This window comes from Serratia sp. SSNIH1, from assembly GCF_002935055.1.
Lineage (GTDB): Bacteria > Pseudomonadota > Gammaproteobacteria > Enterobacterales > Enterobacteriaceae > Serratia > Serratia nevei.
This window is the reverse complement of the sequence record NZ_CP026383.1, coordinates 3359980-3378746: the sequence shown is the minus strand read 5'-3', so window position 1 is coordinate 3378746 and position 18767 is coordinate 3359980. Positions and strand designations below refer to the sequence as shown.

The window sequence follows — 18767 nt, the reverse complement described above, 5'->3', positions numbered from 1 at the left end:
CCGGAGCTTGTTTTACGGCGGCAAATTTCTGACGGCCGGTGTTTTTGCGCGTTTTTTGCCACTTTATGCACACTTTCGTTTATTGTTTTTCGCTCACGCTATGTCATGTCAGCACGATCTGGTATGATGAGCTGATTACTTTTACTGATTTTATCGTCGCAACGGAACGTCAAACACATGGTCATAAAGGCGCAGAGTCCTGCCGGTTTCGCGGAAGAGTACATTATTGAGAGTATTTGGAATAATCGCTTCCCCCCTGGCTCTATTTTGCCCGCGGAGCGTGAGCTTTCGGAGTTGATTGGCGTCACGCGCACCACGTTACGTGAAGTGTTGCAACGTCTGGCCCGCGATGGCTGGTTGACCATTCAGCATGGCAAACCGACCAAAGTGAACAATTTCTGGGAAACGTCCGGCCTCAATATCCTTGAGACCGTGGCCCGTCTCGATCACAAGAGCGTCCCGCAGCTGATCGACAACCTGCTGTCGGTGCGCACCAATATCGCGTCGATCTTTATTCGCGCCGCGGTGCGCAATCATCCGGAACAGGCCCAGGAAGTGCTGGCGAAGGCCGCCGAGGTAGAAGATCAGGCGGACGCTTTCAATCTGCTCGATTATGAGATCTTCCGCGGCCTGGCGTTTGCTTCCGGCAACCCGATCTACGGCCTGATTTTCAACGGCCTGAAAGGGCTGTACACCCGCGTGGGCCGTTACTACTTCTCCAACCCGGAAGCGCGCAAGCTGGCGCTGACCTTCTACAGCAAGCTGTCCACGCTGTGCCATGAGAAGCTGTACGACCAGGTGATGGATACCGTGCGCAACTACGGTAAAGACAGCGGGGCGATTTGGCAGAGCATGCAGGGCACCATGCCGAGCGATCTGACTGAAGCGCGTCGCTAATCGCGTATTCATGAAATCAGAAAGGGCGCCCTGCGGCGCCCTTTGTCGTTGTGGCGGTTACAGCGGCGTCGGCCGCGGCGGGCAACGATCGAGCAACTCCACGCTGCCATCTTCGTTTTGCTGCTCGAGGATCACGTCGAAGCCCCACAGGCGATGCAGGTGCTTCAACACGTCGCGGCGGCTCTTATCCAGCGGTGCGCGTTCCTGCGGGATGTAGCGCAACGTCAGCGAGCGGTCGCCGCGCAGGTCCACGTTCCAGATCTGAATGTTCGGCTCATGGTTGCTCAGGTTGTATTGCGCCGACAGCTCCTGGCGGATCGCCCGGTAACCGGCTTCGTTATGGATCGCGGCAATCTCCAGATAGTTGTTGCGATCGTCGTCCAGCACGGTGAACAACCGGAAATCGCGCATCACTTTGGGCGACAGGAACTGGCTGATAAAGCTCTCGTCCTTGAAGTCGCGCATGGCGAAGTGCAAGGTGTCCAGCCAGTCTTTGCCGGCGATGTCCGGGAACCAGTAGCGGTCTTCTTCGGTTGGCGACTGGCAGATGCGCTTGATGTCCTGGAACATGGCGAAGCCCAGCGCATACGGGTTGATGCCGTTATAGTACGGGCTGTTATACGGCGGCTGATACACCACGTTGGTGTGGCTGTGCAAAAACTCCAGCATAAACCGCTCGGTCACCCGACCCTCGTCGTACAGATGGTTGAGGATGGTGTAGTGCCAGAAAGTGGCCCAGCCCTCGTTCATCACCTGAGTCTGCTTTTGCGGGTAAAAATACTGGCTGACCTTGCGCACGATGCGCAGCACCTCACGCTGCCAGGGTTCCAACAGCGGCGCATTCTTCTCGATGAAATAGAGGATATTTTCCTGCGGTTCGCTCGGATACCGGCGCGCCTGCTCCGGCGATTCTTCGCGTTCGACGCGCGGCAGGGTCTTCCACAGCGTGTTCACCTGGCTTTGCAGATACTCTTCGCGGCTTTTCTGGCGCGCTTTCTCTTCTACCAGGGAGATTTTCTGCGGGCGTTTGTACCTGTCGACGCCGTAGTTCATCAGCGCGTGGCAGGAGTCCAGCAACCGCTCCACTTCATCGACGCCGTAGCGTTCTTCGCACTGGCTGATGTAGTGGCGGGCGAACAGCAGGTAATCGACGATGGAACTGGCGTCGGTCCAGCTGCGGAACAGATAGTTATTCTTGAAGAACGAGTTATGGCCATAGCAGGCGTGCGCCATCACCAGCGCCTGCATGGTGATGGTGTTCTCTTCCATCAGGTAGGCGATGCAGGGATTGGAGTTGATGACGATTTCATAGGCCAGCCCTTGCTGCCCCTGTTTGTAGCGCTGTTCGGTTTCGATGAACTTCTTGCCGAAGGACCAATGGGTATAGTTGATCGGCATGCCGACGCTCGAATAAGCGTCCATCATCTGTTCGGAGGTGATCACCTCGATCTGATGGGGGTAGGTGCCGAGCCGGTAATGCTTGGCGACGCGGTCGATCTGCTCCAAATACACCTGCAGCAGCTCGAACGTCCAGTCCGGTCCATCGCTCAGACGTTTATCATCCTTAACCTTTTCATGTGTTGAAGTAGTCATCAGCGCACCCTCATTATTCACGGGTCTTGCTCAAACGGCAGGCCCTGTAACAAGCATAGTTCAAGTCATAATTAACCGTTGAAAATCAGTAAAATAAAAACCACAGGTCATAATCAGCCACTATTCAGTCACAATCCATTAGACATTAACCCAATTATTTCCGCGATCATCCTGATATTTTGCCGTCATTTCCGCCGTCTTATGCCCCAGTAATCGCTGGGCAAAATCACCCTCCTTTTCCTTCGAGTATAGTCTTGCGGAAAGGCTCCGCAACTCATGGAAAGAGGGCGGCCTAGTCCATGAAAGGCCGGAGTCTTTGCGTGCTTTGGTAAACCCCATCGAGATCGTGCTTGGAGAAAGGGCGCTCCGTAAGTGGCTGGCCAGAACGGTTTCGCATTCACCAAAAGCGACCTTGCACCGGGATAGCACTGCATCAAGTTTTAATCCGGCGGAAACCAGCTCGAGATCAACGGGAATGGCCAGTCTCGCGTTCGTTTTCTGCTGTGTGATCCAAACGCGACCATCATGAATATCAGACCATTTTAGGCTGCTGATATCGCTTACTCGCTGACCGGTAACCAATGCCAAATCCATGCTTAACCCAACCCATTCAGCCTGGGAATTTGCGGCATCGCGGATTCGTAGATAATCGTCAAGAGTAAGCCGTTCACGCTGAACCTCTGCTTTAGGGTTGCGCGTAGCATCAACGGGGTTTGTTTGAGTGTGCCCGTCGGCGATCGCCTCTTTGAAAATATCAACGAGAGATGCGCGCAATGATTTAGCACGCATATTCTTGCCCTGCTTAACGTATTCGTTGACGAAATCGGCAATGTCCTTTGTGGTGATCGCGTCGATCTCTATGTCGGCAAAGCCTCGCTCTATGGCCTTAATTCTGTTGCGATAATCTTCAAGGGTTTTCGCCTTCAGGCCACGGCTAGCCACGATTTCGTCGTATCTCAAAAGCCAGGCATGAAAGGTAATGCATGATTTTCCATTTATCCGATCAACCAGTCTTACCGCTGAATCCATCAACTGCAGATTGGCCTCAATAGCCTGGTTTATCGCATCACGCTTTACGCGGCCAAGGCCATATTCTTTACCGGTTCTTGGATCGCGATAGCAATAATATCCACCGTTACGGGCGTATAGGTTTGGTGGCAGGTCGCGCCGCGCGTGGTTTCGATTCCGGGCCATTCTTAATTCTCGTCAGTAGCGTATTCATTGGCGGGCGTTGTGTCTTAAGGTCAATTTTTACCGCCCGTTCATCAAAAAGGTATTCCCGGCCATCCAGTCCCGGGGCCGGGTAGATTTTCCCGGCGCGGATCCAGCGGCGAACGGTTTCATGGCTGCGCAGACGCGGGAGCAGCTTATTCCACTCCCCCAGGGTCAATTTGTTGGACATGGTCTTTCCTCGGTTTCAGCAATTGAGCGATTGCGTCGTCGGTCACACGACACGCCCGGGTGATACCCGCCGGCACCGTTCGGGATGATCTCTTGAATGGTGCTCCCGTCCTGCTGCCTACCGGGCGTAGGATTGAGGCGCCATTGTCGAAACGCTCCTCGATGATTTCTACGCCCCAGTTAATGCCCTGAGGCCCGAATACTTTGGTGGCCTGCATCACCATGTAGGTGCCGTTGATCGATGTGCCGCCGCCGTTATTGCTGAATGCCTTGGTAAACTTGGCGTCGGTTTTACAAACGCGGTTCCAAATACCGAGGTTGTCGCCATCCTCTGCCGATTGCTCAGCGATAACTTGCTCAACCTGCGCGGCGCGCTGCTGGAAAACCGGCAGGAATACCAGCGTCCCGGCGATGGTCAGCTATGCGCATGCAGTGCGAGAGAAAGCTGTTCTCCGCTATGCGCTGGAGAAACTTTACGCCTGCGTTGAGCTGGTGGGCGCCAACAACGGCATGGACGCGGCGAACAAGCTGGCCAGCGTGCAGCAGATGATCACCGCCGTATCCGACCATGCGAGAACCGGCAAACGCGGCGGCCTGCGCGCTGCGGGGGAAGTGATCATCGAGCGAATGGTTGCGCAGGAAGCCTGCGTGAAATCGGAGATTTTCTACGTTGGCGCCCACGACGACAGCGATATGGCGCGCGCCATGGCCAAGGCCACCGAGCTGGCCGAGTCGAATCTGATGATCGACAGCACGCCGGGCGTAACGCTGGCGCACATCGTGGCGGAGTGCCGCAAAGTTAAGCGCCAGCGCGGCACGGTGGGGCTGGTGGCGATCGACTACCTGACCCTGATGAAAGCCGAGGAAGCCGAGCGCCGCGATATTGCGTATGGCGATATCACCACCGGCCTGAAAAATCTGGCCAAAGAATTGGATTGCCCGGTGCTGCTGCTGACCCAACTGAACCGCAAACTCGAAGACCGTGCCGACAAGCGCCCGGTGCCGAGCGACAGTAAGGACACTGGCCAGATCGAGCAGGATTGCGACGTGTGGATCGGCCTGTACCGCGACGCCGTATACAACAAAGGTGCAGACCCGCAGCTGATGGAAGTGATTTTGCGCCTGAACCGCGAGGGCGCCACTGGCACCGCGTATGCGCTTTTGGAAAACGGATATATCCGAGACATAACCGACGAGGAGGCCGCGCGCCGGGCGCAAACCGGGCAAGCGAGAGAGCGGCGTTACGCCGACAAGAACGAAGCGACAAAGAGTTTTTAACCGGCGCCTGACCAGCGCTTGAACGATCAAAACGAGGAAAGACCATGAGCATTATCAACGAAATGATCCGCGATAAGCGGTTTGTGATGGATGACGGCTGCGATCACCTGCCGGCCATCATGGACAGAATCAACCAGGCGGCCCGAGCCCGTTCCCGCGCGCCGTATTGCCCACCTCCGAAACCCCAGCGCGTCGCCCGCCCGGCAGCTGAATCCGGCCCAATCGTCAAAATCGGTGACCGTATCAGCTACGGCCGCCGAGTGATGACCGGTATCTACGAGTTGCAGCGCCTGGGGCGCTCCCCCGAATGCATCGCGCTGATGCTCCGCATGCCCCTCGCTCGGGTGCTGCACATCCTGAAGCCTCTAACGGCCGTACGCTGCGAAATACAGAAAAGCGTGGCAAGTGGGTTGCCTCCACGTGAACAAGACGTCATGCGCCGTTTGGCGGCCGAATCGAGGGCATGCATGGAGGGGCAGTTGATGTTTGTGTACAGCCAATGTCATCAACCTTCATCTCAAATACCCCTGGTTAAATCTTTGGAACTTTAGTAGTGTATCGGTATTATGAACAAAAAAATGTATGTAAGAGGTAAACATGGAAAATGCACTTTTATGGTATGAGGTTAAAAATTTCGGAAGCTTTGGTTCCGAAGGGGGGCTAGTTGATCTCACAACGCATAGTAGAGATACTCACAAAGAGTTATTCAAAGAAGTGGGTGAGCATAAAGTAAACTTAATCACAGCTATTATGGGAGCGAATGGTTCGGGTAAAACTACATTACTTAAACCAATTCCATTTTTGGCTTGGCTGTTTTGGAAGATTCCAGAAAAAATAACAGATGATATGTATTTGAGCGCTAATAGAGGGGTAAGCGACTTCGTTCATATTAATGTGGAATTTATTTATAAAAACAAAACATATAAGTATGAGTTAGTTGCATGCAAATTCTTCATCTTAAAGGAAACGCTCTATACAAAAAACCTGAGAAATCAGTACACATATATTTTTAAACGAGAGGCAATACTCGATAACTTTTACGAAATTGGAGAGGAACTGTTAAAATTAGCTAAAGAAACATCTTCTAAAGGACTGGGAGACTGCTTGAAAAAAATTCGCTATAGCTATAAAGAAAAAAACAATTTGTTTACATTAGGGATACTAGAAGGTGAACGTACGCCATGTAACACTAGCGTGATTTCTTCAGCTCGAAGATTAGGTGATGAGCTTGCGGCTGATATGGCAATGTTTATGGCCTGCAATACGAATGTTGTTTTCAGTGGAAGAAAGTCGCACGGATATCAAGATATTGAGAAAGCATCTAAATACTTTAGTAAAGAAAATGATGTTTTTATTAGAGTTAAGAGAATCCTCAAAAAATGGGATTTGGGGTTGGATGACATTCTTATTGAAGAAGAGATTAATAAAGATGAGTCCGATGAAGAACAGGTTAGATATCATACTTACGGGGTTCATAAATTAAAGGATGGGAAATCTTTCAATCTGCCATTTGTTTTTGAGTCTGCAGGGACTAAAAGTGCATATGTAAGATTGTATGATATATTACTGTCTTTGGATACAGGTGCACATTGCTTTATAGATGAGCTAGGCGATGACCTTCATCCTCATATGATTAAGCCTATACTTGAATTATTTAGTGATAGAGAAAGTAATCCATTAGGCGCACAATTAGTATTTACTTGCCACAAGCCAGAGTTAATTAATTATCTTGGTAAAAATAGAATAATTATTTGTGAAAAGAAATACAATGAAAGCGAATGCTTTAGATTGGATGATTTCTCTTCATCTCAAGCAAGGGTAGATGATAATCTGGCCGCTAAATATTTGGCGGGGGTATTCGGTGGAGTGCCAGATTTATGAGTAAGCCGATTAAAAAACAAAGGGTTGTAAACAACTTCACTAGGCTCGTTATATGTGAAGGAATCTCTGATAAAAAGTTGATGGAAAAAATAAAATCAATTTTCTTAGATCGAAAAGGAAATTTGAAAGTTCAGATTGATGAAGCAGGCGGTGGCGGACCTAAAGGTGCTCTTAATCGTGCAATAAATTTCCAAGGAGATTTTGATGAGAAATACTTGTTTATTGACTCAGATATTCCACTAACTGAGGAGGTTTTAAAAGTAGCGAAGAGGCGTGATATTGAGATTATTCAATCTGTCCCAGTTTGTTTGGAAGGAATGCTTTTAAAAATTAAAGGATTTCCAAAACAAATTAATGATGCAGAGCAAGCAAAACAGGAAATGCAAAAGACATTTGGGTTGCAGCTTGTTGTCACTGAATCCTGGTATAATGATCACATAACAAGGGAAGTCTGTGAGAGTATTATAGCGGATGAAAAGCATTGCGCTAGAGAAGTTATTGCTAAGCTTGTAAGTATATGTATTAGAGGGTAAAACATCGCATTCGAGTAATTTACCGAAGCGTAATAATTTGTTTTGTTTCTAGTACAAAATATAACCCTTTATAAAACTTCATTGGCGGTTTTTACTGTTAGTGTTGCATAAAATAAATAGGGGGTTAATTGATTGATACTGAAGGTTTTATTGGTGCCCTGCCCTACAATGGTAAGGTAGTTGTCACATGTAAGAATGGATCTATAATAGCTGCTCGGATTGTTGAAGATAATGAGCATATAGCATCACTAAATGTGTTGATTTTTTTGGCAAAATCCGCAGGTTATTCAATTGTAAGACCTGATGGAAATGCACTATAATTAACGGGTTGGACTGAACACCCAGCCCGTTCTAATTCTGAGCAACTGCTGCGCCACCGGAGAAAGCCCATGGCGCAGTATTCGTTTGTAAAATCCGCAGGAAATTTGTTAGTGCCGGCCACTCCGGACGAGATCGAATTCCTGAAAACCAAAGTGAAGATCGGCGCCGTCCTGTATGCCGATTTTAGCCAGGCTCGCAACCCGGCATTTCACCGCAAATATTTCTCTTTGCTGAATCTCGGCTTCCAGTATTGGGAACCGACCGGCGGCACCATATCGCCGACCGACAAAGAGCTGATTACCGGTTATGTGAAATTCCTCGCGTATTACGCCGGGAACGAAAGCACGCTGCAGGCAGCCGCCGACGAATGTCTGCAGGATGTGGCAGAAAAGCGCGCCGGAAATATCAGCGCCGCAAAATCGTTCGAGGTATTCCGCGCCTGGGTAGCGATCCAATCCGGCCACTACACCGCATACCAGATGCCGGATGGCAGCGAGCGCAAAGAACCCCGTAGCGTATCGTTCGCCAAAATGGACGATATCGAGTTCGCCCAGCTCTACAAAGCCACTATCGACGTGCTCTGGAATTTCATTCTGTTCCGCTCGTTCCCCAATCAGCAGGCTGCAGAAAACGCCGCCTCCCAACTGCTCAACTACACGGCATAGGGGGAACCATGGCGACCGAAGACGAAAAACAATGGTTATCCGGACATTATCGACAACATGGACAGCGACGAAGCAAGCCGCGTTGTCGGCGAGGCGCTGGGTGTACCGGCCAAGGTTATGCGCTCGTCGGCGGACGTGTCCACGCTGCGCGACCAGCGTGCTAAGGCTCAGCAGCAACAACAGCAACAGGTATTGCTGATGCAGGCCGGCCAGCAGGCGGCAGGCGCGGCGGGACAAAGCGCCGGTGAGGCAATCGGCCAACGATTGGCGGGGTCGCAATGACAAGGAAACTGATAGGCCCGCAGGATTACAAAACCCTGTTTAACGAAATGCGCGGCGGCCCGGAGATTCTCGACGAACTGACCGCGCGTTTCGGGAAAGCAATTTATGTGAAGGGCGGCCATGAGGCTGACCGAGAAACCTGTTACCGGGCCGGACAACGATCCGTGCTCGATTTCATTTTGCTGCAACTTAACAGAGCAGACGGAGTAAACGACGATGTGGAAGCTTAAACACTTATTCATGAACGCAGTGGGCGAAGGTGGGGAAGGTGGCGGCGCTGGTGACGGCGGCAACCCAGGCACCGGCGATGTCGGCAGCACTTCCTTGCTGAGCACTGGCGCGCAGAATCAACCAGGCGGCGATGATTGGGTGCCTGAAAAATTCCGCGTCATGGGCGAGGACGGGAAACTCAATATCGAAGGATCCGCACGCAAGCTGGCCGAGTCCTACACGCACCTGGAAAAACAGCGCGGTACCAGCGCGGTACCGAAAACCGTAGACGAGTATGCTCCTACCGTAGACGTTGAGGGCTTCAAGTGGGATGAGTTCAAGGCCGACCCTGAGATGCAAGGATTCCTCAAGGCTGCGCACGCCAAGGGCATCACCAACGATCAGATGGGCTTTATTCTCGGCAAGTACATGAACCGCGCCCCGGCGCTGGTGGGTGGTGCTGCAGAGCTGGATCAAGAGGCGGCGGCTACCGAGCTGCGCGGAACGTGGAAAACCGATGCGGAATTCCAGAAAAATATCGGGCTTGCGCACCGCGCGTTTATGTCGCTGGCTGACCCCGCCGATCAAGGCAAGATGGACGAGATCGGTAACAACCCGATGGTGATCCGCATGCTGGCGAAAATCGGTGTGGAGATGGGCGAGGATACCCCAGTAGGCAATGGCCAAATCAATCTCGAAGAGCAGCAGATCATCCGAGACCTGATGAAGTCCGAGGCATACACCAATCCTAAGCATGCTGACTATGAACGAGTTACTGCCCAAGTTCGCGCGTTCTACCAAAAAACCTATGGTGAGCAGGCCGTTGCGTGATAATGGTAAGAATCTATTGGCCGGATTTATCCGGCCTTTCTTATAAACCTATTACTGTTTTTTCAAATAAGTATTCTTCAGTAACTTTAGTTCTTTTCCCAGATGTATTTTCTAGTTTTTCCTTCTCCTCATGGAAGTACCACTCTTTATGATATTTACCTAGGTAGGTGCATATTAAACAATCTTCACTGTCAACTATTACTGGATAATACCACTCCTCGCCAGACAAGGTTTTCCCTGGAGGGATATCTTTTTCAATTATCCATGTGTCACCTATACCAGATAGCTTATCGTAAAGGCCACTTGTATAGCACAGGACCGGTTCTTTTTTGCTCACAACTAACCCCTATTGATTTGGTCGGGATTCCGACCGCACACCTCACACATTATCACCCCAACAGCCCGGCGTGGTAGCCGGATAACTGATATCTCCCGCCAGGCGTACGCGCCACTCGCCTGGTGTATTCAGGGCCGGTACCGTCCTGCGCAAAACCTCGAACACTGGTGCCTACGCTCCTGTGGCGCTGCCAGCGTCTCAGAAGATTGTGGCCGGCGGTATCCGTATCGCGCGCTCGAGTTTCTCGATGGGTCTGGCCGTGAAACTGAACTCGGCAACGAGGATTCGGAAGAAGGAATCCAGGTGTTTGGAGTGGTGATGTATTGCGTGAACGATATGCGGTCTTGCGAGTGGGATGACCTGCCTGTCATATAAAAAACAGGTCATTATTTCTCATAACCTTTTGATTAATGGTTAGTGAATTGTCGTGTTTTGTCTTGTTTTGTAGTGTTTTTTTTGAACTAAAAATTAGGTAACCAACTGATTGTTAATTGTTTTATTGGGGTTTACTCAGCTGTAACAAGCATAGTTCAAGTCATAATTAACCGTTGCAAATCAGTGAAATAAAAATGTCGGTACGCAGGGGAGCGAACGGCAGTCAATCCAGCACCCGCCGGCGCCGCGTCCGTCCCGGCAGAAGGCGGCGCAGCGCCGCGCTTCCTCTTCGAGTATAACCCTGCGGCAGGGGGGCGCAATAGATACTCTGCAGCGCGACAGGGATTGAAATTTGTTATGTTATATTGTAACTTTTTGTTTTCTCAATGACGGACAAGGAGCATCTTTTGGCGAGGCATTTTGGCAAACTGGCGGTGGCGCTGGCAGCGTTGTTTATCGGCGGGCAGGCGCTTGCCCACGGGCATCATTCACATGGCAAGCCGCTGACGGAAGTGGAAAAAAAGGCGGAGGCGGGCGTATTCGACGATAAAGACGTCAAAGATCGCGACCTGGCGGATTGGGAGGGCGTGTGGCAATCCGTGTATCCTTATCTGCTCAATGGGGATCTCGATCCGGTGTTCAAGAAGAAGGCGGAGCAGGATAAGAGCAAGACCTTCGCAGAAGTGAAGGCCTATTACCGCAAAGGGTATGCCACCGATGTGGATACCATCGGCATTGAGAACGGCGTCATGGAGTTTCATCGCGGCGACCAATCCAGCGCCTGTCAGTATAAGTACGCCGGGCATAAGATTCTGACGTATGTCTCCGGTAAAAAGGGCGTGCGTTATCTGTTCGAATGCCAGGATGCCGGCAGCCTGGCGCCGAAATTCGTGCAGTTCAGCGATCACATTATTGGCCCGCGCAAATCGGCGCATTTCCATATCTTTATGGGCAACACGTCACAGGAGGCATTGCTGAAAGAGATGGACAACTGGCCGACCTATTATCCATTCCAGCTGCAGACTAAAGAAGTCGTGGACGAGATGCTGCATCATTGATGCCGTTCCCCCGCAACCACAAGCCCGCTTGCGTGGGCTTGTGCTCAGTCAAACGGTCTGATTTGCAGGTAATCGTCCATCACTGCCATTTCAAATAACGTTTCATCCGCCAATAACGTCGCGCGCATTCGTTCCCGGGCGCGACGATAGCGCTCATCCAACTGAATATCACCGGCGCTTTCCCATGCAGCGCGGCTTGGCCACTGCGCGTAGCCAATAAACTGCCCGCCCATATCACGGTGCAGGCGGGAGCCGAGGCTGCCGCGCTGCAGATAAATGCCTTGGGTCAATTCAAGCCAAGCCTGGCGAAAGGCTTGTTCGTGTCCGGGTTTGACTGAGAACTGATAGAGAGCGATGAACATGCGAGGTTCTCCTGAATAGCGACAGTATGAACTCTAGGTGCGGCTGGGGGCTTGAACGTTCATATCGTGCTGCAGCGAAAACAAGATGACGCCACAGTGAGCGGCCGCTTTATTCCAGCAATAAAAATAAGGCTATTGAGGGCTGAAAGTTTACGCGATTTTTCTGCTGCAGCGGGGGGCGCCGTTATTTGCCAGTTGTTTTGGTATTTTTTTCTTTTGTGGTTTTTTATTCTATTTATTGGTTGGCTGATATTTTTATATTCTGTTAAATCCATGTTGCTTATCACGCCAATTTTCTATGCTATCAATGATAGCAATGCTAGCGATCCAGGGGTGACCTCGCGCCATAATCCCCCTTAAACCGTATCTTATCGCTATTTTCTGGCGGCTATTGCAAATGCGCGGGCCATCGACGATAAATTAATTGTGAATATTGTCACGTTTGATGATGAAGTTGTTGGACGGATTTTTTCACTGAGTTAATTTCCTGTGAGCAGAAGATTATGCTTTGTGAAGCCTTGAGCTGGAGTCAGCGATGCGAGTGGTAATTTTAGGTAGTGGAGTGGTGGGCGTAGCCAGTGCCTGGTATTTGGCGAAGGCGGGGCATGAGGTGACGGTGATCGATCGTCAGCCTGGCCCGGCATTGGAAACCAGCGCGGCGAACGCCGGGCAGATTTCACCGGGCTATGCCGCTCCCTGGGCGGCACCGGGTGTGCCGCTGAAGGCCATCAAGTGGATGTTCCAACGCCATGCGCCGTTGGCGATCCGTTTCGACGGCAGCAGCTTCCAGCTCAACTGGATGTGGCAGATGCTGAAAAATTGCAACACCGAACACTACATGACCAACAAAGGCCGCATGGTGCGCCTGGCAGAATATAGCCGCGACTGTATCAAGGCGCTGCGGCAGGAAACCGGCATCCAGTACGAAGGCCGCCAGGGCGGCACGCTGCAGCTGTTCCGCACCCAGCAACAGTTCGAAAACGCAGCGAAAGACATTGCGGTATTGGAAGATGCCGGAGTGCCTTACAAACTGCTGGAGGCCAGCCAGCTCGCCAGCGTTGAGCCGGCGCTGGCCCAGGTGGCGCACAAGCTGACCGGTGGTCTGCAGCTGCCGAACGACGAGACCGGCGATTGCCAGCTGTTTACGCAACAGCTGGCGAAGATGGCAGAGCAGGCGGGCGTGACTTTTCTGTTCAACCGCAGCGTCGATCGTCTGCTGGTGGAGGGCGACAAGATCGCCGGCGTGCAGTGTGGCGAGGAAGTGTTCAAGGCCGATAGCTACGTGGTGGCATTCGGCTCCTACTCCACGGCGCTGCTGCGCGGCCTGGTGTCGATACCGGTTTACCCGCTGAAGGGCTATTCGTTGACCATTCCTATCACCGACGAAGCGGCGGCGCCGTTCTCTACGGTATTGGATGAGACGTATAAAATCGCCATCACGCGCTTCGACCAGCGTATTCGCGTTGGCGGCATGGCGGAGATCGTCGGTTTCAACACGCAGCTGGAGCAAAAACGGCGTGAAACGCTGGAGATGGTGGTACGCGATCTCTACCCGAACGGCGGCAGAGTGGCGGACGCGACGTTCTGGACCGGCCTGCGGCCGATGACACCGGACGGCACGCCAATTGTCGGCCGCACTTCGCTGAAGAACCTGTATCTCAATACCGGGCATGGCACGTTGGGCTGGACGATGGCCTGCGGTTCCGGGCAGCTGTTGTCCGATCTGATGTCCGGCATTACGCCGGCGATCCCTTCCGATGATCTGGCGGTGGCGCGTTACAGCGCCGGTTTTCGCCAGCAACACGCAGTTCCGCTGAGCGACGTGCATCCCGCACGTTAATCGTCAACGCTGTCATAGACTTTCCCGGCCACGCGCAGGCGCGCGTGGCCGCTGTATGCTGCCCCAAGGAGAACCGATGCCCCGTCCCATAACCGCCACGATGCATCTCGGCGCGATTGAAAATAACCTGCAGGTGGTGCGCCGTTTCGCCCCCGGCGCCAAAGTGTGGGCGGTGGTCAAAGCCAACGCCTATGGCCACGGCATCAACCACGTTTGGCGCAGCATGGCACAAACCGACGGCTTCGCCATGCTGGATCTGGCCGAAGCGGTGCTGTTGCGCGAATTGGGTTGGCAAGGGCCGATTCTACTGCTGGAAGGTTTCTTCCAGCCGCAGGATCTGGCGTTGCTCGATCGTTATCGCCTGACGACGGCGGTGCACAGCGACTGGCAGCTGGCGGCGATCGCCGACGCCACGCTGAGCGCGCCGCTCAATGTCTATCTGAAAGTGAACAGCGGCATGAATCGGTTGGGGTTTGCACCCGAGCGGCTGCGCGAGGTGTGGCAAAGAGCGCTGGCGGTTGCCAATATCGCCGAACTTACGCTGATGAGCCATTTCGCTACCGCCGACGGCCCGGAAGGCGTAACCCAGCAGATGGCCACTATCGAGACGGCGGCTACCGATATACCGCTGCCGCGCTGCCTGGCAAACTCGGCCGCCACGCTGTGGCACCCTTCGACCCATGGCAGCTGGGTCCGCCCTGGGATCATTCTGTATGGCGCTTCGCCGAGCGGTTGCTGGAATGATGTTGCGGCAACGGGGCTGCAGCCGGCGATGACGCTGAGCAGCGAGATCATCGGCATTCAACAGCTGAAGTCTGGCGATCGCGTGGGGTATGGCGGCCGTTACAGCGCCGCCGGCGCACAGCGTATCGGCGTGGTGGCCTGCGGCTATGCCGACGGCTATCCGCGCCATGCGCCGACCGGTACGCCGGTATGGGTGGATGGTGTACTGACGCGCACGCTGGGAACGGTATCGATGGACATGCTGGCGGTGGATCTGACGCCCTGTCCGCAAGTCGAACTGGGCGCCGAAGTGGAGCTGTGGGGGAAACGCCTGCCGGTGGACGAGGTGGCCACGGCGGCAGGGACGTTAGGCTATGAGCTGCTGTCGGCCTTAGCGGCGCGGGTGCCGGTCGTCACCGAAGCCTGAGCCGTGGCTCAGGCGACTTTTCTAATCTGCCCTTTAATCTGCTTGCTGAGCCGCCGCGCATGCAGCGCCAGCAGGCAGCCTGCCAGCATCACCAGCGCCAGCGAGAGCTTGGGTTGCAGCGGCAACGCCATCGCCACCAAACCCAGCGCGGCGCCGCCCGCCATCTGCACGAAACCGACCAGCGCGGACGCGACGCCGGCCTCATTGGAATACGGCTCCAAAGCGTAGCTGGTGGCCGGGCCCATCACGAACGCCAACCCGGCGCAGGCGCTGGCGACCGGCAGCATATACGCCAGCCAGTGCGCTTGCGCCGTTGCAGGCAACAGCATGACGCCCAGCAGCAGGCCCAGACAGCCCAACCCCATCAACATGCCGCCGGTCGCCAGACAAACCGGGCGGCCGACCTTGTGAATGATGCGGTTGGCGAAGAAGCTGACCAGCATGATCCAGAAACCGTTGGCGCCGAACACCAGCGAGAATTGCAGCGGGGTCAGGCCGGCGGTACCCATCAACACGTTCGGTGCCAGAGAAACGTAGGTCAGCGCCATGCCCATCGCCCCGGAGTTCACCACCGCAAAGGAGAGGAAGCGGCATTCGCTGAGGATGCGCGCGTATTGGCGCACCGGCAGCCCTTTGACCGGCACGGTATCAGCGGGGCGGGTTTCCGGCAGGCGCAGCGCGATGAGCACCAACACCAGCAGCGCATAGCCGACCAGGAACCAGAAAGGCGCGCGCCAGCCGAAGGCTTCGGCGAGCAGGCCACCGAGCAGCGGCGCCAGCGCTGGGATGATGTTCAGCGTGCCGTTAAGAAAACCGAAAGCGCGGGCGGCGTCGTCGCCATTCAGGCGATCGCGCACGCCGCTGAAGGCGACGACGGCGGTGCAGCAAACCGCTACCCCTTGCAGCAGACGCGAAGCGATGAAAACCGTCGGGCTGGTGGCCAGCGCCGCCATCGCGGCGCCGATCATGTAGAGGATAATGCCGGCCAGCGCCACCGGCTTGCGTCCATAGTTATCGACCAGCGGGCCGGCGATGACCTGGCCGAGGCCGAGCACCAGTATAAACAGCGATATGGTGGATTGGATCAGCGCTTCACTGCTGCCGAGGCCGACGGCAATGGCGGGAATGGTCGGCAGGTAAAGATCGATGCCTAATGGGCCGAGCAGCACCAGGCTGAGAAGCATAAACAGAAACTTTTGCATAACAGGAAAGGCACGTCCGAGTGACAAAGAGGGCTAGAGTAGAGACTCTGGCGGTAAATGAAAAGGGGCAAAGCGGGTCAGCGCTGCGCCCCCTGGCGGTAATAGAGCGCCGAGACGGTATCGGCCACATAGCGGGCCTGGTGGCGAGCATCATCCAGCGCGCGATGCGGCATGCCTTCGAACGGGCGGGTCTTTTTCGGGTTAAAGCCGTGCAGTTCCGCCAGCGTGATCACCGTACGCACATCCTGAGTATCCCAGAATTTCCACGGGCAGGGCATTTCCAGCTGCTGGAAGGCGTGCTCGAGGATCGCGCAGTCGAACTCTTTGCCGTTGCCCCAGACTTTCACCGTATCGGTGCTGTTCATATGGATGAAGCGGCTAAGGTTGCTCAGCACGCGCTTCAGGCTCTCGGTGCCGCCGAAGGCCTGCTTGCGCGCTTCATCGGACTGCTTCGCCCACCAGGCGACCGTATCCAGGCTGATGGTACGGCCCGGTTGGTCTTTCTGGCTGCTGACGGCGGCTTCGAATTCGGCGCCCAGCTCCCCGGTTCGGGGATCGAAAAACACCGCCGCAACCACCAGGATGACGGCGCTGGGTTTTATATCCAGGGTTTCAATATCTAACATCAGATGGTGCATCGGCGTTTCCGGTGGGTGGCGTGGTGGCTTAATGTTACTACAGAACGTGCGCCGATGCGGCCGGTGTGCACATGAAATCCTTTTAAAGCGCCGCGTTCAGGTTATGATGCTTGGGATACTCTTGTGTGGTTGGTCGCTATCGGTGAGAACGCTTATCTTTATTCTGTGCATGGTTGGCTACTTGCTGCTGCTGGGCTACCTTAGCGTGTTCGTCACGGACAAGATCTGTGAGAAGGCGGGCAACTACACCAAAATATGCCGCATCGTAGACATTTCCGAGCCCCATATCCCCAAATAGCGCCGTGTTTACCCCAGGTAGTCAGTGGTAATCAACGGGGTCAGGATGGCCGCCAGCGCCGTGAGCGCTCCCCATTGCCGCCAACCCAGCCGCGCCAGCCAGTCATGCCGCTGCGGGGGCGTGGCCAGCTGCCCGACGGCCACGGCACCGGTAAGCAGCAGCGTCAGAATCAGCAGCACCAGGCCGCGGCTGACCAGCGTGAATTCAACATGCAGTACATTGGCGTAATACAGGCGCATCAGAATAAAATAACTCAGCAAGATCCAGGCGAAAACGACGTTCTTTTTGAGCACCTGCTGCAGCATCAGCGCGAGGAACAGGCTGTGAAACAGCGACAGCAGGGGCGCCTCAAGCGGATGCCGAACGCAGACGTTGTAGACCGCCATGTAAATGTTGAAGACCAGCAGGATATAGATCACGTAAATATACCAGCCGTAGATCACTTTGAGTTTTTTCAGGCTCGGCGGCAGAGAGAGTGCGTCCGGTTTCATTAATGCCTCCTGATGATGCCAGGCAAACGCTGCGGTTGAAGACGGCGCGGCGGCATCGTAATTTAAAATTCACAGGGTATATATCACCCGAGCGCTAAATGACGATTAAACACGGGATCGGCTTTATTTACGCGCTGGCCTGGAACTCTTTTTCTCTCGCGGGGTCGGCTGGCGTGCGACTATTTGGCGGTTTCTGCACCATGGTGAAAGACGCAATATATTGATATGAAAGATTATAAGAACACTTCGGGCACTAAGATTCTGCTGCTGTTCAGCCTGGCGTTTTACACGCTGTTGCCGCCGCTGTTGACGGCGGCCGTGTTCAACCGTTTCAATCTTAACCCCTTCGCGATCGTCAAATTTTTGCACTTCAACCCGTTTTTGGCCGACCGGGGCATACCCGGTTACCAAACTTTCTTCTACTTGTTGATGCTCTGGTTGGGGATGAATATTTTGCTGTGGCTGCTGGTGTGGGGGATGGGGCGGTTGTATCGGTGCTGGCGAGCGCCGCGCGGCTGATATTTTCCCAAAGGGGAAACGTTGCGCAGGGAAATGACTTTACAGTCAATAATGAGACGTATTATCATCTTTTCGCCGGTGAGGGGAAAGGGTTGTCTCCTTCTGTGCCCCCCGAGCCGGCACGACATTGCTCACATTGCTTCCAGTTTTCATGCCAGCCTTGCGCTGGCGTTTTTTTTATCCCACGCCAAAAATCCGCGACGCCGGCGGCCTTCCCTTTTCATTAGCATGGCTGTTTAAAAGCCCAAGCCCGCCGCGAGGTCTGTTGGGGGATTAGAACAGCGAAAACAGCAACACGACCGGCAGGCTCAACGGCCAGGTTAAGCCGATGGTCAATGCGCTGATACAGCGTATTTTAACGGTGTCCCGGCTAACCAGGTAGGTGAAAATCATAGAAACTAACAGACCAATAAAATAACAGTATTGCGTTGCAACCCACAGCGACGACATGAAACCCGATCCCAGTTGTATTTTTACGCGCGAATTCTAGGAGCTTGGCGGGTGATAATCAATGACCAAAGGCCGTTTATTCATACCTTTATCCATAAGAATGCATAATTTATTTCTATAAAGAACGTAGGGTTATTAACGGCTTTTCGGTTATT

Annotated in this window: 24 protein-coding genes and 1 pseudogene; 16 read left to right on the top strand and 9 right to left on the bottom strand. The window is 53.8% G+C overall.

The window, feature by feature from the left end; all coding sequences use genetic code 11:
- The first annotated feature begins 177 nt into the window (after window positions 1-177).
- The gene (gene fadR / locus C3F38_RS16290) at window positions 178-897 is read left to right on the top strand and encodes a fatty acid metabolism transcriptional regulator FadR (protein WP_025303107.1); all 720 of its coding nucleotides are present in this window, start codon (window positions 178-180) and stop codon (window positions 895-897) included.
- A 57-nt stretch (window positions 898-954) separates the two neighbouring features.
- Here the strand turns inward: fadR and C3F38_RS16285 are convergent, their stop codons facing one another.
- The 3 genes from C3F38_RS16285 to C3F38_RS16275 form a co-directional block, all read right to left on the bottom strand.
- The gene (locus C3F38_RS16285; protein WP_047730537.1) at window positions 955-2490 is read right to left on the bottom strand and encodes a SpoVR family protein; all 1536 of its coding nucleotides are present in this window, start codon (window positions 2488-2490) and stop codon (window positions 955-957) included.
- Between the two features lie 138 nt (window positions 2491-2628).
- A complete protein-coding gene (locus tag C3F38_RS16280; protein ID WP_055316761.1) occupies window positions 2629-3684 on the bottom strand; it encodes a tyrosine-type recombinase/integrase in 1056 nt (351 codons plus the stop codon).
- Window positions 3626-3892: an excisionase gene (locus C3F38_RS16275; protein ID WP_071934062.1), complete on the bottom strand. Its 267-nt coding sequence runs from the start codon at window positions 3890-3892 to the stop codon at window positions 3626-3628. The genes C3F38_RS16280 and C3F38_RS16275 overlap by 59 nt, the downstream gene beginning before the upstream one ends.
- A gap of 431 nt (window positions 3893-4323) precedes the next feature.
- Between C3F38_RS16275 and C3F38_RS16265 the strand changes: the two genes are divergently transcribed.
- The 9 genes and pseudogenes from C3F38_RS16265 (at window position 4324) to C3F38_RS16225 (ending at window position 9892) form a co-directional block, all read left to right on the top strand.
- Entirely contained in the window at window positions 4324-5169 is an 846-nt protein-coding gene (locus C3F38_RS16265) for a DnaB helicase C-terminal domain-containing protein (RefSeq protein WP_233211725.1), read from the top strand.
- Between the two features lie 44 nt (window positions 5170-5213).
- Window positions 5214-5720 carry a hypothetical protein gene (locus tag C3F38_RS16260; RefSeq protein ID WP_233211724.1) on the top strand — a complete coding sequence of 169 codons (507 nt, stop codon included), beginning with the start codon at window positions 5214-5216 and terminating at the stop codon, window positions 5718-5720.
- A 46-nt stretch (window positions 5721-5766) separates the two neighbouring features.
- Window positions 5767-7050 (top strand): ATP/GTP-binding protein, encoded by a 1284-nt coding sequence (locus C3F38_RS16255; protein ID WP_055316755.1) that lies wholly within the window; start codon window positions 5767-5769, stop codon window positions 7048-7050.
- On the top strand, window positions 7047-7583 hold the full coding sequence (locus C3F38_RS16250; protein WP_055316754.1) for a hypothetical protein: 537 nt from the start codon (window positions 7047-7049) through the stop codon (window positions 7581-7583). The genes C3F38_RS16255 and C3F38_RS16250 overlap by 4 nt, the downstream gene beginning before the upstream one ends.
- 128 nt (window positions 7584-7711) lie before the next feature.
- On the top strand, window positions 7712-7903 hold the full coding sequence (locus C3F38_RS16245; RefSeq protein ID WP_071934061.1) for a hypothetical protein: 192 nt from the start codon (window positions 7712-7714) through the stop codon (window positions 7901-7903).
- A 69-nt stretch (window positions 7904-7972) separates the two neighbouring features.
- Window positions 7973-8569 (top strand): DUF1367 family protein, encoded by a 597-nt coding sequence (locus C3F38_RS16240; RefSeq protein ID WP_055316751.1) that lies wholly within the window; start codon window positions 7973-7975, stop codon window positions 8567-8569.
- 57 nt (window positions 8570-8626) lie between these two features.
- Window positions 8627-8851: pseudogene (locus tag C3F38_RS16235) on the top strand (phage tail protein); the annotation flags it as partial.
- Window positions 8848-9081 carry a hypothetical protein gene (locus tag C3F38_RS16230; RefSeq protein WP_055316747.1) on the top strand — a complete coding sequence of 78 codons (234 nt, stop codon included), beginning with the start codon at window positions 8848-8850 and terminating at the stop codon, window positions 9079-9081. The pseudogene C3F38_RS16235 and the gene C3F38_RS16230, both read left to right, overlap by 4 nt.
- Entirely contained in the window at window positions 9068-9892 is an 825-nt protein-coding gene (locus C3F38_RS16225) for a hypothetical protein (protein WP_055316745.1), read from the top strand. The genes C3F38_RS16230 and C3F38_RS16225 overlap by 14 nt, the downstream gene beginning before the upstream one ends.
- A 40-nt stretch (window positions 9893-9932) precedes the next feature.
- Here the strand turns inward: C3F38_RS16225 and C3F38_RS26265 are convergent, their stop codons facing one another.
- A complete protein-coding gene (locus C3F38_RS26265; RefSeq protein ID WP_139108027.1) occupies window positions 9933-10229 on the bottom strand; it encodes a hypothetical protein in 297 nt (98 codons plus the stop codon).
- Between the two features lie 782 nt (window positions 10230-11011).
- Between C3F38_RS26265 and zinT the strand changes: the two genes are divergently transcribed.
- The gene (gene zinT, locus C3F38_RS16215) at window positions 11012-11662 is read left to right on the top strand and encodes a metal-binding protein ZinT (protein WP_047730538.1); all 651 of its coding nucleotides are present in this window, start codon (window positions 11012-11014) and stop codon (window positions 11660-11662) included.
- A gap of 44 nt (window positions 11663-11706) precedes the next feature.
- On the opposite strand, the gene C3F38_RS16210 is transcribed toward zinT, so the two are convergent.
- Complete coding sequence (locus tag C3F38_RS16210; RefSeq protein WP_047730539.1) at window positions 11707-12024, bottom strand: antibiotic biosynthesis monooxygenase family protein; 318 nt, start codon at window positions 12022-12024, stop codon at window positions 11707-11709.
- A gap of 51 nt (window positions 12025-12075) precedes the next feature.
- Here C3F38_RS16210 and C3F38_RS26260 point away from each other — a divergent pair, with 51 nt between their 5' ends.
- The 3 genes from C3F38_RS26260 to dadX all read left to right on the top strand — a co-directional run bounded on the left by C3F38_RS26260 (window position 12076) and on the right by dadX (window position 15014).
- Window positions 12076-12384, top strand: a complete 309-nt coding sequence (locus tag C3F38_RS26260) for a hypothetical protein (protein WP_139108026.1) — start codon at window positions 12076-12078, stop codon at window positions 12382-12384.
- 175 nt (window positions 12385-12559) lie between these two features.
- Window positions 12560-13864, top strand: coding sequence for a D-amino acid dehydrogenase (locus C3F38_RS16205; RefSeq protein ID WP_055316741.1), 1305 nt, complete (start codon window positions 12560-12562; stop codon window positions 13862-13864).
- Window positions 13865-13940: 76 nt separating this feature from the next.
- The gene (dadX, locus tag C3F38_RS16200; protein WP_055316739.1) at window positions 13941-15014 is read left to right on the top strand and encodes a catabolic alanine racemase DadX; all 1074 of its coding nucleotides are present in this window, start codon (window positions 13941-13943) and stop codon (window positions 15012-15014) included.
- A gap of 8 nt (window positions 15015-15022) precedes the next feature.
- Here the strand turns inward: dadX and C3F38_RS16195 are convergent, their stop codons facing one another.
- Together C3F38_RS16195 and C3F38_RS16190 are read right to left on the bottom strand one after the other, a co-directional pair.
- The gene (locus C3F38_RS16195; RefSeq protein ID WP_055316737.1) at window positions 15023-16216 is read right to left on the bottom strand and encodes a multidrug effflux MFS transporter; all 1194 of its coding nucleotides are present in this window, start codon (window positions 16214-16216) and stop codon (window positions 15023-15025) included.
- Between the two features lie 77 nt (window positions 16217-16293).
- Window positions 16294-16854 carry a 3'-5' exonuclease gene (locus tag C3F38_RS16190; protein ID WP_047730541.1) on the bottom strand — a complete coding sequence of 187 codons (561 nt, stop codon included), beginning with the start codon at window positions 16852-16854 and terminating at the stop codon, window positions 16294-16296.
- Between the two features lie 142 nt (window positions 16855-16996).
- Here C3F38_RS16190 and C3F38_RS16185 point away from each other — a divergent pair, with 142 nt between their 5' ends.
- A complete protein-coding gene (locus tag C3F38_RS16185) occupies window positions 16997-17152 on the top strand; it encodes a hypothetical protein (protein WP_223294931.1) in 156 nt (51 codons plus the stop codon).
- Between the two features lie 8 nt (window positions 17153-17160).
- Here C3F38_RS16185 and C3F38_RS16180 read toward each other — a convergent pair whose 3' ends face one another.
- Window positions 17161-17643, bottom strand: coding sequence for a hypothetical protein (locus C3F38_RS16180; RefSeq protein WP_038877190.1), 483 nt, complete (start codon window positions 17641-17643; stop codon window positions 17161-17163).
- 225 nt (window positions 17644-17868) lie between these two features.
- Between C3F38_RS16180 and C3F38_RS16175 the strand changes: the two genes are divergently transcribed.
- Complete coding sequence (locus C3F38_RS16175; RefSeq protein WP_038877192.1) at window positions 17869-18162, top strand: hypothetical protein; 294 nt, start codon at window positions 17869-17871, stop codon at window positions 18160-18162.
- 273 nt (window positions 18163-18435) lie between these two features.
- Here the strand turns inward: C3F38_RS16175 and C3F38_RS16170 are convergent, their stop codons facing one another.
- Entirely contained in the window at window positions 18436-18612 is a 177-nt protein-coding gene (locus C3F38_RS16170) for a GhoT/OrtT family toxin (protein WP_033634815.1), read from the bottom strand.
- Window positions 18613-18767: the final 155 nt, after the last annotated feature.

Bases quoted from the DNA above. Each gene is read 5' to 3' on its own strand.
- C3F38_RS16275 (WP_071934062.1), bottom strand. From the start codon at position 3,892: ATGTCCAACAAATTGACCCTGGGGGAGTGGAATAAGCTGCTCCCGCGT.
- C3F38_RS16170 (WP_033634815.1), bottom strand. From the start codon at position 18,612: ATGTCGTCGCTGTGGGTTGCAACGCAATACTGTTATTTTATTGGTCTG.
- C3F38_RS16250 (WP_055316754.1), top strand. From the start codon at position 7,047: ATGAGTAAGCCGATTAAAAAACAAAGGGTTGTAAACAACTTCACTAGG.
- C3F38_RS16280 (WP_055316761.1), bottom strand. From the start codon at position 3,684: ATGGCCCGGAATCGAAACCACGCGCGGCGCGACCTGCCACCAAACCTA.
- C3F38_RS16230 (WP_055316747.1), top strand. From the start codon at position 8,848: ATGACAAGGAAACTGATAGGCCCGCAGGATTACAAAACCCTGTTTAAC.
- C3F38_RS16260 (WP_233211724.1), top strand. From the start codon at position 5,214: ATGAGCATTATCAACGAAATGATCCGCGATAAGCGGTTTGTGATGGAT.
- C3F38_RS16210 (WP_047730539.1), bottom strand. From the start codon at position 12,024: ATGTTCATCGCTCTCTATCAGTTCTCAGTCAAACCCGGACACGAACAA.
- C3F38_RS16225 (WP_055316745.1), top strand. From the start codon at position 9,068: ATGTGGAAGCTTAAACACTTATTCATGAACGCAGTGGGCGAAGGTGGG.
- C3F38_RS16240 (WP_055316751.1), top strand. From the start codon at position 7,973: ATGGCGCAGTATTCGTTTGTAAAATCCGCAGGAAATTTGTTAGTGCCG.
- C3F38_RS16205 (WP_055316741.1), top strand. From the start codon at position 12,560: ATGCGAGTGGTAATTTTAGGTAGTGGAGTGGTGGGCGTAGCCAGTGCC.
- C3F38_RS16285 (WP_047730537.1), bottom strand. From the start codon at position 2,490: ATGACTACTTCAACACATGAAAAGGTTAAGGATGATAAACGTCTGAGC.
- C3F38_RS16190 (WP_047730541.1), bottom strand. From the start codon at position 16,854: ATGCACCATCTGATGTTAGATATTGAAACCCTGGATATAAAACCCAGC.
- dadX (WP_055316739.1), top strand. From the start codon at position 13,941: ATGCCCCGTCCCATAACCGCCACGATGCATCTCGGCGCGATTGAAAAT.
- C3F38_RS16180 (WP_038877190.1), bottom strand. From the start codon at position 17,643: ATGAAACCGGACGCACTCTCTCTGCCGCCGAGCCTGAAAAAACTCAAA.
- C3F38_RS16195 (WP_055316737.1), bottom strand. From the start codon at position 16,216: ATGCAAAAGTTTCTGTTTATGCTTCTCAGCCTGGTGCTGCTCGGCCCA.
- C3F38_RS16175 (WP_038877192.1), top strand. From the start codon at position 17,869: ATGAAAGATTATAAGAACACTTCGGGCACTAAGATTCTGCTGCTGTTC.
- fadR (WP_025303107.1), top strand. From the start codon at position 178: ATGGTCATAAAGGCGCAGAGTCCTGCCGGTTTCGCGGAAGAGTACATT.
- C3F38_RS16255 (WP_055316755.1), top strand. From the start codon at position 5,767: ATGGAAAATGCACTTTTATGGTATGAGGTTAAAAATTTCGGAAGCTTT.